10 protein-coding genes are annotated in these 12,771 nt (G+C 68.2%); 8 read left to right on the top strand and 2 right to left on the bottom strand.

Annotated features, from left to right (window positions below; translation table 11 throughout):
* Positions 1-35: 35 nt before the first annotated feature.
* Positions 36-899, top strand: a complete 864-nt coding sequence (locus tag AXA74_RS12295) for a MaoC/PaaZ C-terminal domain-containing protein (protein WP_032979772.1) — start codon at positions 36-38, stop codon at positions 897-899.
* 2 nt (positions 900-901) lie between these two features.
* Entirely contained in the window at positions 902-1,981 is a 1,080-nt protein-coding gene (locus tag AXA74_RS12290; protein WP_032962473.1) for an NAD-dependent epimerase/dehydratase family protein, read from the top strand.
* A gap of 31 nt (positions 1,982-2,012) precedes the next feature.
* Here AXA74_RS12290 and AXA74_RS12285 read toward each other — a convergent pair whose 3' ends face one another.
* Positions 2,013-2,984, bottom strand: coding sequence for a tripartite tricarboxylate transporter substrate binding protein (locus tag AXA74_RS12285; RefSeq protein ID WP_032979771.1), 972 nt, complete (start codon positions 2,982-2,984; stop codon positions 2,013-2,015).
* 48 nt (positions 2,985-3,032) lie between these two features.
* A complete protein-coding gene (locus AXA74_RS12280; protein ID WP_032979769.1) occupies positions 3,033-4,049 on the bottom strand; it encodes a cyclase family protein in 1,017 nt (338 codons plus the stop codon).
* A gap of 360 nt (positions 4,050-4,409) precedes the next feature.
* Here AXA74_RS12280 and AXA74_RS12275 point away from each other — a divergent pair, with 360 nt between their 5' ends.
* The 6 genes from AXA74_RS12275 (at position 4,410) to AXA74_RS12250 (ending at position 12,768) form a co-directional block, all read left to right on the top strand.
* The gene (locus AXA74_RS12275) at positions 4,410-5,399 is read left to right on the top strand and encodes a tripartite tricarboxylate transporter substrate binding protein (protein ID WP_051594013.1); all 990 of its coding nucleotides are present in this window, start codon (positions 4,410-4,412) and stop codon (positions 5,397-5,399) included.
* Positions 5,400-5,857: 458 nt separating this feature from the next.
* Positions 5,858-7,237 (top strand): GumC family protein, encoded by a 1,380-nt coding sequence (locus tag AXA74_RS12270; protein WP_029577413.1) that lies wholly within the window; start codon positions 5,858-5,860, stop codon positions 7,235-7,237.
* Positions 7,234-8,202, top strand: coding sequence for a polysaccharide biosynthesis tyrosine autokinase (locus AXA74_RS12265; RefSeq protein WP_032962255.1), 969 nt, complete (start codon positions 7,234-7,236; stop codon positions 8,200-8,202). Before AXA74_RS12270 ends, AXA74_RS12265 begins: the two co-directional genes overlap by 4 nt.
* 11 nt (positions 8,203-8,213) lie before the next feature.
* Positions 8,214-9,587 (top strand): O-antigen ligase family protein, encoded by a 1,374-nt coding sequence (locus AXA74_RS12260; RefSeq protein ID WP_051594012.1) that lies wholly within the window; start codon positions 8,214-8,216, stop codon positions 9,585-9,587.
* Positions 9,584-11,845: a capsular biosynthesis protein gene (locus AXA74_RS12255; RefSeq protein WP_032979767.1), complete on the top strand. Its 2,262-nt coding sequence runs from the start codon at positions 9,584-9,586 to the stop codon at positions 11,843-11,845. The genes AXA74_RS12260 and AXA74_RS12255 overlap by 4 nt, the downstream gene beginning before the upstream one ends.
* The gene (locus AXA74_RS12250) at positions 11,842-12,768 is read left to right on the top strand and encodes a glycosyltransferase family 2 protein (RefSeq protein WP_029577409.1); all 927 of its coding nucleotides are present in this window, start codon (positions 11,842-11,844) and stop codon (positions 12,766-12,768) included. Before AXA74_RS12255 ends, AXA74_RS12250 begins: the two co-directional genes overlap by 4 nt.
* Positions 12,769-12,771: the final 3 nt, after the last annotated feature.

Genomic DNA, 12,771 nt, shown 5'->3' with positions numbered 1-12,771 from the left:
CCGTCTTCTTCAATCAGCCTTTCGGCGAGGTTGTCATGGCTATCGATCTTTCCCGGCTGCGGGATGCGCGCATCCCGGACGCGCAGCAGCGTTACGATTGGCGCGATTGCGCGCGCTATGCCCTGGCGCTGGGCGTGGGCCTGGACCCGCTGGATGAATCCGACCTGGCCTATCTGGACGAAACGCGCCTGAAGGTGGAGCCGACGCTGGTCAATGTGCTGGCCGATCCGGGGTTCTGGCTGCGCGATCTGCCGCTGGGCCTGGACTGGCGGCGCACCGTGCACGGCGAGCAGTCCATCCGCCTGCACCGTCCGCCCGCGCCGCAGGGCAATGTGAGAGGGGTCACGCGCATTGTCGATGTCGCGGATAAGGGCGCGGACAAGGGCGCGTTGCTCTATGTCGAGCGCGATCTCTTCGATCTTGAGGATGGCGGCCATCTCGCCACGCTGCGCCAGACGGTGTTTTGCCGCGGGGACGGCGGCTATGGCGGGGCGCCGGCTGTCCGGCCGCCGCCGGCGCCGCTGCCCGCGCGCGCGCCCGACCTCCTCGCCGACTGCCCGACCTCGCCGCAGGCGGCGCTGATCTACCGTCTGTCCGCCGATCTCAACCCCCTGCATATCGATCCCGCCTCGGCGCGCCGGGCGGGGTTCCCGCGGCCCATCCTGCACGGCATGGCCAGTTTCGGGGTGGCCGGGCATGGTCTGGTGCGCCATTGTTGCGCCGCCGATCCGCGGCGGATGCTGGCCATGGATGGCCGCTTCCGCGCGCCGGTGTATCCCGGCGAGACCCTGCGCCTGGAGATCTGGATGGAAGCGGCCGGGCAGGCCCGGTATCGAGCGATCGTGCGGGAGCGCGATGCCGTTGCCATCGATAACGGCAGTTTCGAGTTCGGGACATGATCATGACGACGAAAAAAGTCTTGGTGGTGGGCGCGCTGGGTGTGGTGGGGCGCGCGGTGATGGAACACCTGGCCGGCCGGGATGATGTGCATTGCGTGGGGCTGTCGCGCCGCGCGCCCGATTTCGCGCCCGGGGCCGTCTGGATCAGCGCCGACCTGCGCGATGCCGAGGCCACGCGCCGCGCCCTGGCCGGGCACGGCGACATCACGCATGTGGTCTATGCGGCCTTGAACGAACAGCCGGACCTGCTCAAGGGCTGGCGCGACCCCGACAATGTGGCCTTGAACACCCGTATGCTGGCGCATACGCTGCAGGCGCTGCGGGACGCGCCCTTGCGGCATGTCACGCTGATGCAGGGGACCAAGGCCTATGGGGTGCACACGGGCCGGGCCATGCGCATCCCGGCGCGCGAGGAGGATGCGCTGCGCGATCATGCGAATTTCTATTTCGATCAGCATGATCTGCTGGCTGAAGACGCGCGGCGCCGCGGATATGCATGGACCCTCTTTCGGCCGCAGATCGTGCTGGGCGTGGCGCTGGGCAGCGCCATGAACCCGGTCGCCACGCTGGGCGCCTATGCGGCGCTGCGGCGCGAGGCGGGTGAGCCGCTGGCTTATCCGGGACACCCCTGCCTGCTTACCGAGTGCACCGACGCGCGCCTGATCGCCCGCGCGGTGACCTGGGCCTGGGACGCCGCCGGGGCCTGGGGACAGGCCTTCAACATCGCCAATGGCGATGTCATGGTCTGGCGCCATCTGTTCGAGCGCCTGGCGGCTTTTTTCGATATGCCCTTGGGCGCGCCCACGCAGGACCGCATGCGCCATACCATGTCGCAGGAGGCCGATGCCTGGCGCCGCTTGGCGCGCCGGGCCAAGCTGCGTGTCCCGGAACTTTCCACCCTCATCGGTTTGTCCTGGCAGTATGCCGACGCCACCTGGGCCGCCCAGCATCCCTTGCCCCTGCCGCCCCTGGTGTCGACCATCAAGCTGCGCCAGGCGGGCTTTGGCGATTGCATCGACAGCGAGGTCTCGGTGCTGGAGCATCTGCGCGCGATGCAAGACCTGGGCTATCTGCCGCGCTGAGGCGGCGTGGCCGCGGCGCGGCCACGGGCCTTTACTGCAGTGGCGGGATGTCCAGCTTGGTGATGAGCGCGCCCCAGCGCCGGCTCTCGCGCTCGGTGATGTCGCGCAATTCCTGTGGCGTGCTGCTGCGCGCCTCGTTGCCGATCTGCCGCATGATCTGGCCGAATTCGGCTGACGCCGTGATCTTGCGCAGGGCGCCATTGAGGCGCGCCACCACCTCCGGCGGCGTGCCCGCCGGCGCGAAGACCGCGTACCAGGTCTCGCCGACGATATCGGGATAGCCGAGCTCGGCGAAGGTCGGGACGTCTTGCAGCAAGGGCTGCCGCTGCGGGCTGAGCACGGCCAGGGCGCGATACTGCCCCGCCCGCACATTGGGCACCGCGCTGGTGAGCGCCTCGATGTTTGAATCGACCACGCCGCCTATCATGTCGACCGTGGCCGGGGCGGCGCCCTTGTAATGCACCTGGGTGACCTTGATGCCCAGGCCGGAGGCGACCAGCTCGCCGAGCAGGTGCACCATGCTGCCCGAGCCGTTGGTGGCGTTGTTGATCTTATCCGGATGCGCCTTGGCATAGGCGACGTAGTCGGCCAGGCTGCGGGCGGGGAAATCCTTCTTGACGACAAAGGCGAAGGGCACGGTGGCCACGGCCGCCACGGGTGCGAAATCGTCCAGGGTGTAGGGCATCTGCTTCATCAGGTGCGGCGTGACCGTGAAGGTGCTGCCGGAGGAGAGCAGGAGCGTATAGCCGTCCTTGGGCGCCCGGGCGACGTAGGTGGCGCCTATGGTGCTGGCGGCGCCGGCCTTGTTGTTGACCACGAACGTGCCGCCCAGTTCTTCGCCCAGCTGCTTGGCGAGCTGGCGTCCCACGACGTCGCTGGTGCCGCCGGGCGGGAAGGGAATGACAAGGGTGACGGGTTTGTCGGGATAGACGGTCGTGGCCTGCGCCAGCGGCGCGAGGCTGGCCAGGGCCAGGATGGCCCAGGCCGGAATGCGAGCGAGCATTGCGGTCTCCGGATAAGAGGGCGGCCGGGGCCGGGCCCCGGCGCCGGTTCAGACGGTGGCGATGGGGGTCACGGGCGAGCCGACGGCGCCCGGCAGGCGCAGGGGCGGCGCGGTCAGCAAGAATGCGTGGCGGCCTTGCTGCCTGAGCCATCGCGCCAGCTCGGCGAAGTACCACAGCTCGCCCAGGTGCAAGCCCAGCTTGAACAGGCAATGGGCATGAAGAGGCAGCCCGGGATAGTGCTCGCCCTGGGCGGGGCCGGCCGGGTAGGCCTCGACGGCGAAGTTGTCGGCGCAGATGGCCACGATGCCCGAGTCGCTGATCCATTGCAGCAGCCGCTCGTCGCGGCCGTCCAGCACCGCGCAGGAGCGCGACAGCACGTCGCCGTCGGGCTGCTTGTTCATTTCGAGGACGAGGTCGGCGAAACCGGTGTACAGGCATAGGAAGTCGCCCGGCAGCACTTCCACGCCGTCGAGCGCGGCCATCAGTCCGTCGTAGCCCACGAGCGCGCGCTCGCGTCCGTAGCGGCGCTCCAGGTCGACCATCACGCCGCGTCCCTGTACGCCGGCGGTGGCCATGTTCTCGATACCGATGGCCTTGGCGCCCCGGCCGCTGTCGGCATCGTCCGGGCCGATGATGTCCTGGCCGGCGCGATAGCCGTTGTAATAGACCTTCTCGGGCAGGCCGTCGCCGTTGGCGTCGAACATCTGGCCGACATGGCCCAGCCCATCCCATTGCGTGGAGTACTGCAGGAACATCAGCACTGCGTCATCGGAGACGACATCGCTGAAGCAGGGGCAGACCTGGGACAGCCGGTAGTTGTAGTTATAGCCGTCGCCGCGCCTGTCGTAGTGGAACTGCGGCGCCTTGCGGTGCTGAAACAGCGTGTTGCCGCCGGGATAGTCCAGCGGCAGGCTCAGGCAGAAGACGCGGCCCTCCCGGGCTTCGCGCAGGGCCCGCAACCGTGTTTGCGGGGTCAGCAGATTCATGCGGCCGATCTGGTCATCGGGACCGAAGTCGCCCCAATTCGAGCCCTCCGGGCGCTGCTTCCAACGTGGGGTATCCATATGCTTAGACATCCTTGCCATGGGTTGGTGAGCCTGCGGGGCGAACCTGCGCCGGTTGTCTCCTCCGGGGATCCGCCATCATGAGCGCAACATACCATTTGGTATGTTTTGCCGTCAAGAATTCGTGAGCTATTTGGAAAAATGGCCTTAAATGCGGGATTTTTTACGATGTTCTTCCTTGGGCCATACAAGGTACTAGTTGGTATTTGTCCGTGGGATGGCGCGCGGCAGGCCGGAGCAGGCGTATTCCCCGCGCGGGATGATGCATACTGCACGGCGCAGCCGGGCGGGCCAGGGACAGGCATGGCGCGGCTGCCGTATAACAGGGCCGCGCAGCGGCCCATCGAAGAGGAGAGGACGATGATGAGGCAAGCCGGCGCGAAGCTGGGCAAGGTGATATTGGGAGCCACGCTGGCCGCCGCGGCGCTGGCCGCGTCGGTGTGCCGCGCGCAGGCGGACGTTTACCCTTCGCAGCCGATCAAGCTGATCGTGCCTTTTGCCGCCGGCGGCGGCAATGACGGCATCGCGCGCCTGCTGGGGCAGTTGCTTTCCGATGAACTGAAACAACCCGTGGTGGTGGAGAACCGCCCCGGCGCCGGCGGCAAGCTGGGCGTGGAACAGGGTCTGAGAGCGGCGCCCGACGGCTATACGCTGACCTTGATTTCCAACAGCTATTCGGTCAACCCCAGCCTGTACAGGCTGCCCTTCGATCCGGTGCGGGACATGACGCCGATCGGCATGATCGCGCGCGCGCCTTTTTTCGTGTCGGTCAATCCGGGGGTGCCGGTGCAGACCCTGGCCGACCTGGTGGAGCTGGCCCGGAAGAAGCCGGGCGGCCTGAGCTATGCCTCCTCCGGCACGGGCGGGATTTCCCATCTGGCGATGGAGGCCTTGCTCAAGACGGCGGGTATTTCCATGGTCCACGTGCCCTACAAGGGATCGGCGCCGGCCTTGACGGACACGGTGGCGGGCCAGGTCGATGCGATGCTGACCACGGCGGGCTCGACGCTGCCTTATCGCGAAGACAAGCGGCTGAAAGTGCTGGCCGTGACCTTGCCGCAGCGCGTGGCCTCGGCGCCGGATATCCCGACGGTGCGCGAGGCCGGCGTGCCCTATGACGTGACGGTCTGGTACGGCATCATCGCGCCCAAGGGCGTGCCGCCCCAGGTCCAGGCCAGGCTCAACGCCGCGGTCAATGCGGCCGTGGTGATGCCCGAGATGAGCGAGCGGCTCAAAGCCACCGGCGAGCAGGCCGCGCCCGGCAGCCCGGAGGCTTTCCGCGACCAGATCGTCAAGGAAATCTCGCTCTGGGGCGAGGTGGTGCGCGAGGCGGGCGTGACCGTCGACTGACCCGGGCCGGGCATTTCAAGGCGGGCTTGCCAGGGCGGGGCGAGCCGGCCGGAAATGACAGCCGCAATGGGGCGGCGGCCCGCCCCGCATGGTTTTTTGTTTGACCGCCGGAGTTTTCCGTGCCGCCGCTGGATTTTCAAGGCGCTCCCAGGGTTATAAACGGCCGCCCGAGGCGGGGATTTTCTCCGCCCGGTATTTCCCGGTTTCAGGTCGTGCGCGGGGGCACCGGAGAACCTGCCCGTCGCATGCGCCAGCCCCGGGCCCAATAAGGCTGAAATAAAAACGGATTATTTCCATCTGAAAAAAAAACGGCTGGGCATGTCCGCCTTTTTTTGCAAGGTTTTTTTTGACAAGCATTGTCAATTTGAATTTTCTGTCGGGGTTTTTTCCCATCCGTTCCCTAAAGCCGACTCTCCGGTAAAATCGGCGATTACGTCACGCTGACTCCAAATCCCGCCGTGAGCCCTGAATACAGTCTGCTATCGTTGAACCAGGTATGGGCGATGCTCGCCGCGCGCGCCCGGCTTATCGCATGGGTAGCCCTGGGCACCCTGCTGCTGACCTGTCTGCTCATATTGGTATTGCCGCGGGTATGGACCGCCTCCTCGGATGTCTTCATCGACTACCGGGAAAACGACCCCATCAACGGCCGTTCGTTCTCGCCGCTGCTGGACGAGAGCTATATGCAGACGCAGATCGACATGATCCGCAGCCAGACGGTGGCCGATCATGTGATCGCGAGCCTGGGGCTGTTGTCGGGGGAGGAGGCCGCCTCCGGTTCGAAAGCGCGCAATGAGCTGGTGGCCTATATCAAGCGCAACCTGGAAGTCGCCAAACAGCAGAACAGCCGCGTGCTGACGATTTCGTTTTCGGCCAATACGCCGCAGAAAGCGCGCGAGTTCGCCAATGCGGTGGTCAATTCCTATATCGCGGTCAGCCAGGGGATTTCCTCGGCGGCCGCGAGGGCGCGCACTGAACAATACACCGCGCAGCTGGAGCAGCTGCGCGGCGAACTCGACGCCATCCAGGACAAGCTGACACGCTACCAGCAGGAGACCGGCATCGTCGATACCCGGCAGACGGGCGACGATATTGATGTGCGCCGGCTCAATGACATGGCCACCGCGATGCTGGCGCTGGAGTCCCAGCTGGAAGCGGCGCGGGCGCGCAAGGCCACGACGGCCAGCCTGCTGGCCGGCGGCATGCGGCCGGAAGACTTGCCCGAAGTGGGTCTGATCGCGCCCATCAACGACTTGCGCAATGGTTTGACGGTGGTTGAGCACCAGTTGGGCCAGTTGCGCGGCGCGCTGGGCCCCAAGCATCCCAGCGTGGCCGGGTTGCTGGCCCAGCGCGCGCAAATGCAGGCCGAGATCGCCCGCCAGGCCAAGGCGGCGGTGGAGGCGCAGGATAGCGAGGTGCAGCGCCTGGAGGCGCAGAAGGCGGCCTTGCAGCGCGACATGGACGCGCAGCGTGCCAAGGTGCTGGACCAGATGGCCAAGCGCGACCGCATCGCCGCCTACCAGCGCCAGTTCGCCGGCGTCGAGCAGGTCTACCAGACCGCCTTGCAAAAATACGATGGCATCCTGATGGCCAGCAATATTTCCCTGCCCAGCCTGTCCGTGCTGCGCGCGGCCGAGGTGCCTTCCTCGCCCTCGCGCCCCAAGGTGCGCACCAGCCTGGTGCTGGGGTTGCTGTTCGGCATCATGGCCGGCCTGGCCCTGGCGCTCCTGCTGGAGCTGAGCCGCCGCCGCGTCCGCTGCCTGGATGATCTGGAGCGCAATACCTCCCTGCCGGTCCTGGGCCGAGTGGGCCGCAACACCGTGGTGGCGGCATCATGAGCGACTCCACCCTGCGTCCGCTGTTCGACCGCCTGAACCAGCAAGCCGGCCAGGAGGCCGGCGCGCCCAGCGCCGCGGCGGGCGGGAAAATGGGCGAGCGCTTTGTGCAGCTGGGGCTGCTGACCGAGGAACAGGTGGCGCGCGTGGTCGAGCTGCAGCAGGCCGAGCGCCTGCGCTTCGGGCAGGCGGCTGTCAAGCTGGGTTTCGTCTCCGAGGCCCGCGTGCAATCGGTGCTGGCCGAGCAGTACCGCTATGACTATGCCTCGGCGCAACATGCCGAGGTCAAGCTGCCCATTGCGGCCATGCCCTTTGGCCGTGAGGCCGAGGCCATCCGCCAGTTGCGGGCCGAGATCTCGATCCGCCTGGAGGATCTGCCGCGCATTACCGTGGCGGTGGTGAGCCCGCAGGACGGCGAAGGGCGCAGCTATCTGTCGGCCAGCCTGGCCATCGCCTTCGCCCAGACCGGGCGGCGCACGCTGCTGGTCAATGCCAATCTGCGCGCCAGCGGACAACAGGAACTGCTGGGCGCCGGCAGCGGAGCGGGCCTGTCGTCCATCCTGGCCGGCCGCGCGGCGGCCGGCGAGAGCCGCGCCGTGGCGGGTTTTCCGGCCCTGGCCGTGCTCGATGCCGGTCCGCAACCGCCCAACCCGGCCGAGCTGTTGCGCGAGCCGGCGCTGGCCCGGGTGCTGGCGGCCTATGCCGACCCGTACGAGGTCTTCATCGTCGATACACCGCCGGCGGCGCAATCGCCTGATGCGCAAAGCATCGCGCGCCAGGTGGACGCCTGCGTGCTCGTGGCGCGCAAGGATGTCACGTCGCTGGGCGAGCTGGCGCGCACGGCCGAACAATTGGAGACGGCCGGCGCGCGCGTGCTGGGCACGGTCTACAACGAATACGACCCCGAAGGGGGCCGCGGCTGGCTGGCCCGGCTGGGCGCACTTGTGCCGGCGCGCCTGCGCCGCTGAAGGTCAGGGCCATGGGCGCGCAGACCGTCCTTCCGGACGCCGGCGGGCAAAGCCGGGGCAGCCGCTGGGCCGTGTGGCTGCTGGTGGGCCTGAGCCTGCTGTTTGCCATCGTGCCGGATACGCTTTCGGTCGGCGAGCTGGGTCCGCAGGCGACCCATACGGTGATGCAGGGATCGATGCTGCGCCAGGTGCAGTATGCCTCGCTCTTTCTGGGCGCGGCCATCGTGGCATGGAGGCATCTGCCCGTCATGCTCACGAATCTGCGCGCCTCCAATCTCTTTCTTCTCCTGCTGGTGGTGTATTGCCTGGCCAGCACGGCCTGGTCTCCCTATCCCGACATCACGCTCAAGCGCACCGTCATCTTCGCCGGCCTGGTCCTGATCGGCCTGGCGGTGGCGCCGCCCCTGAGCGGCCCGCGCCAGTTCCTGCGGGTGGTGCTGGGGACCTACTCCCTCGTGCTGGTGCTGTCCTTCTTCGTGGCGCTGCTGGTGCCCAGCGTGGGCGTGGACGCCTTGCTGGGCAATGCCTGGCGCGGCATCACCTGGCAGAAAAACATGCTGGGCTCGATCGCCGGCTTCGCCGTGCTGCTCTGGCTGCGCGAATGGGTGATGACGCCGCGTATCCGCCGCCTGGCCATCGCGGGTTTTCTGTTCAGCGCCTTCATGCTGGTGATGACCAAGAGCGCCACCGCCATCCTGGTGACCGCGCTGGGCGCGGGTGTCTACCTGATTTCGCGCAAACGTTTTTTGGGCGGACAGCATACCGGCCAGATCCTGCTGCTCGGCAGCCTGCTTTTCCTGCTCTATTTCCTGTTGGTGTTTTTCGTGGCGGTGGGCCGCATGCCGCAGGTCGACGATGTGGTCCAGGTGGTCACGTCCTTGTTCAACAAGAGCAGCGACCTGACCGGCCGGGGCGAGATCTGGGCCCTGGTGGATATCGCCATCGAACGCCACAAGCTGCTGGGCATAGGCTATAGCGCTTTCTGGGTGGGCGAGGGCGGACCGGCGCAGTTCATCGGCGACAAGCTGGGCTGGCTGCCCGGGCAGGCGCACAACGGCTATCTCGACATCCTGCTGGACCTGGGGCAGGTGGGGATGGGGCTGTTTCTCGCCTGCCTGTTCTGGCATGTCGTGAGCATCCTGCGGCTCTACCGGATCGACCGCGAGGATGCGGCGATGCACCTGGGCATCTGCGTGACGATCATGGTCAGCAATTTCTCGGAAAGCCAGATCCTGCGCGACACCAATTTCCAGAACATCATGTTCATCTATTCGTCGCTGGCCATCAGCGGCCGGCTGGCGATGGATGGCGCGCGGCGGCGCGCCGAACGCCGTGCCGCCGCGCCCAGGCCGGGCTATGCGCCGCGCCGGGAGCGCGGGGCATGAGGGGCCGCGCGGCGGCGTGCTGCCTGATGTTGTTGCTGGCGGCGCGCGCGGCGCTGGCCGCGCCGGCCGATTGGTTCGTCTTCGGGATGGATCCGGCGAATCTGTCGGGCGCGCCCGAGGTGGCTTTTCTCAACCGGCCGCTGGATGCCTCGGCGCGCATCGTCGCGCGCGACGGGCATTTCTTCCGGACAGGCGCCGACGGCCGGGCCGGCGAGCGGGTGCGGTTCTTTGGCGTCAACCTGTCGTTCGGCGCCAATTTCCCGGATGCCGGCGAAGCGGCCAGCCTGGCGCGGCAGCTGCGCAGGCTGGGCTTTAACGCGGTGCGCCTGCATCACCTCGATTCGCTGCCGTCCGACTATCCGGATGCCCCCATCAGCATCCTGACGCCCGGGCCGTTTCCGAGTTTCAGCCAGCCGGCCGTGGCCAGGCTGCGCGGCCTGATCCAGGCGCTGGCCGCCGAGGGAATCTACGTCAACCTGAATCTGCACGTGGGCTATCGCTTCCGTCCCGGCGTGGACGACCTGCCCGCGCTCGATGGCGGGGCCGACATGCCTGCCCTCACCGCGCCCATCCACCTCTACGATCCGCGCCTGATCGCCATGCAGGAGGAGTACGCCCGCCAGCTGATCGCGCGGCTGGGCCTGAAAGACAATCCGGCGCTGGCGATGGTGGAGATCAACAATGAGTCTTCGCTGCTGGCCGCCTGGCTGGGCCCGGATTGGCAGGCGGCGGTTCCGTCGGCCTACGCCCCGCAGCTGCGCAAGCGCTGGCAGGCTTGGCTGTTGGCCCGCCATGGTTCGCTGGCGCAGGCCTGCGCGGCCTGGGGCGGCTGTCCGGGCGGCGATGCGACCGAGTTTCCGGAACCGGGCGGGCAGCAGCCCGTTTATGAAAATGGCCTGGCCCAGCTGCGCGCGGGGATCGCCCGGCGTGTCCATGCCTGGCTGGGGCCAGGCGGACCGGCCCAGGCGGATCCGCGCGAACAGGACTTCCTGCGCTTCCTGGCGGCGACCGACCAGGCGTATTTCGAGCGCCTGCGTCGGGTGGTGCACGACAGCGCCGGCGCGCCGGTGCCGGTGACCGGCACGCAGATGGGGTTTGGCGGATTGATGAATTTCGATTCCCAGCCGGCCATGGACTATATCGACGAACACTTCTACGTGGCGCATCCGGATATCCGCTCGGCCGACGATTGGCGCATTCCGGACCTGAACGCCAGCGACAACGAATTCGCCCGCGTGCTGGCCCTGTCCTTGCGGCGCGACCGCAAGCGGCCTTTCGTGGTGAGCGAGTTCAACCAGCCTTTTCCCAATCCCCGCGGGGCGGAGATATTGCCGCTGATGAGCGCCATGGCCGCCCTGCAGGATTGGGATGGCCTGTTCTACTTCGATTACAGCGATGCGCAGCGCCTGCCGCAATCGCCCTCGCGTTTTGCCCTGAGCGGCGACTGGGGGCGCATGGCCCTGGCCGGCCAGAGCGCGCGCCTGTTTCGCCAGCCGCTGCTGCAGGCGCTGCCGGAGCGCATCGACATTCCAGTGGGGCCTCGGCAGCGCCTGCTCCTGGGCGCCGACCGGCGCTTTGACGCCATCACGGCCGGGCTGGCCGAAGGCCTGGGCGTGCAGCCGCAATGGGCTTTGCAGGGCCGGGTGGCGCTGGACCTGGCGCCGGCGCCCGATGCCCCGGTGCGCGCGCCGGACGCCGCGCCGACCGCCGTGCTGAACCGGGCGGACGGTCATGTCCTGATCCAGGCGCCCTGTCTGTGGGCGGTCTTCGGCGCCGCCGGCAGCGCGCCGGTGGGCAGCGGGCCGGCCTGGATGCAGTTCGACGGCGCCGGCCCGGTCAGCGCCATGCTGACCTGCCTGGACGGGCAGCCGCTGGCGCGCTCGCGCCATCTGCTCTTGAGCCTGGGCAATGACACGACCGGCACGCAGCCCGGCTCGATGCCGCAGCGGCCCAAGCTGCGGATTCCCTATCGGGGCGGGGCGGCTGGCTACACTCTGGAGCCCGATCCCGGTTCGGCGGGACCTTCGGGCGACTACGCCACGCGGCCGCCGGCCTGGCTGCGCCGCATGCCGGCCACGCTCGGCCTGTCCGCCCGCGCCGGCCGCCTGACGGTCTATCCGCTGGACGGCGAAGGCCGGCGCCGGCCGCCCTTGCCGGCCACCGACGTGGTCCAGGGCGTCGACGGAGCGCGCGTGCGCGTGCAGGCCGGGGCGTCGCCCAGCCCCTGGTATGAATTGGTTTATGAGGACAAGCCATGAGCGCCGGCCCGATCACCGTCTGCATCGCCACCTACCGGCGCGCGCCGCTGCTGGACGCCCTGCTCGGCGACCTGGCGGCGCAGACGCTCGTGCCGGCCCAGGTGGTCGTGGTGGACAATGATGCCGCAGGCAGCGCCCGGGCCGTGGTCCAGGCGCGCCAGCCGGCGCTGCAGGCGCTGGGCGTGCGGCTGGACTACGCCATCCAGCCCGAAAAGAATATTTCGCTGACCCGCAATATGACGGTCGCGCTGGCCCGCGGACAGTGGCTGGCGATGATCGACGATGACGAGCGGGCTCCGCCCCAATGGCTGGCCCTCCTGGCCCAGGCGGCCGCCCGGTTCGGCGCCGATGCCGTGCAGGCGCCCGTGCTGCCCGAGCTCCCGGACAGCGCGCCGGCCTGGGTGCGCCGCGGGCGTTTCTATGACGGGCCGCGTTTCCGCACGGGCGAGGTGGTGCCGCGCAATGCGTTGCGCATCGGCAATTTCTTCATCCTGGCCGACTGGCTCAAGCGCCGCCCGCAGGCCTTCGATCCGGCCTATGGCCTGACTGGCGGCGAGGATGGCGACACCTTGATGCGCCTGGTGGGAGAGGGGGCGCGCATTGTCTGGTGCGATGAGGCGCATGTGGCCGAGCCGGTGGCCGAGAGCCGCATGACGGCCGGCTGGATAGTGAAGCGCGCGCTGCGCGGCGGCCAGGACTTCGCCATCCATTTCGAGGCCGGCCGGCTGGGCGAGCGGCCGGGACCGGCGCGGCGCCTGCGCTTCTATGCGCGCGCGGCCGCGCAGATGGCCGCCGCCGGCCTGCTGGCGCTGCTGAGCTGGCCGCTGGGCCGCCATCACGCCGTCCATTGGCTGGGACGCGCCTACGCCAACTACGGAAAACTGTCCGTCCTGTGGGGTGGGCGCTATCACGAGTACGCCTGAGCA

The sequence above is a fragment of the Bordetella hinzii LMG 13501 genome (assembly GCF_001548475.1).
GTDB lineage: Bacteria > Pseudomonadota > Gammaproteobacteria > Burkholderiales > Burkholderiaceae_B > Bordetella > Bordetella hinzii.
The sequence above is the reverse complement of the archived record's forward strand: the minus strand, read 5'-3'. Positions and strand labels throughout refer to the sequence as shown.

Bases quoted from the DNA above. Each gene is read 5' to 3' on its own strand.
- AXA74_RS12295 (WP_032979772.1), top strand. From the start codon at position 36: ATGGCTATCGATCTTTCCCGGCTGCGGGATGCGCGCATCCCGGACGCG.
- AXA74_RS12275 (WP_051594013.1), top strand. From the start codon at position 4,410: ATGATGAGGCAAGCCGGCGCGAAGCTGGGCAAGGTGATATTGGGAGCC.
- AXA74_RS12260 (WP_051594012.1), top strand. From the start codon at position 8,214: ATGGGCGCGCAGACCGTCCTTCCGGACGCCGGCGGGCAAAGCCGGGGC.
- AXA74_RS12255 (WP_032979767.1), top strand. From the start codon at position 9,584: ATGAGGGGCCGCGCGGCGGCGTGCTGCCTGATGTTGTTGCTGGCGGCG.
- AXA74_RS12290 (WP_032962473.1), top strand. From the start codon at position 902: ATGACGACGAAAAAAGTCTTGGTGGTGGGCGCGCTGGGTGTGGTGGGG.
- AXA74_RS12265 (WP_032962255.1), top strand. From the start codon at position 7,234: ATGAGCGACTCCACCCTGCGTCCGCTGTTCGACCGCCTGAACCAGCAA.
- AXA74_RS12285 (WP_032979771.1), bottom strand. From the start codon at position 2,984: ATGCTCGCTCGCATTCCGGCCTGGGCCATCCTGGCCCTGGCCAGCCTC.
- AXA74_RS12280 (WP_032979769.1), bottom strand. From the start codon at position 4,049: ATGGATACCCCACGTTGGAAGCAGCGCCCGGAGGGCTCGAATTGGGGC.
- AXA74_RS12250 (WP_029577409.1), top strand. From the start codon at position 11,842: ATGAGCGCCGGCCCGATCACCGTCTGCATCGCCACCTACCGGCGCGCG.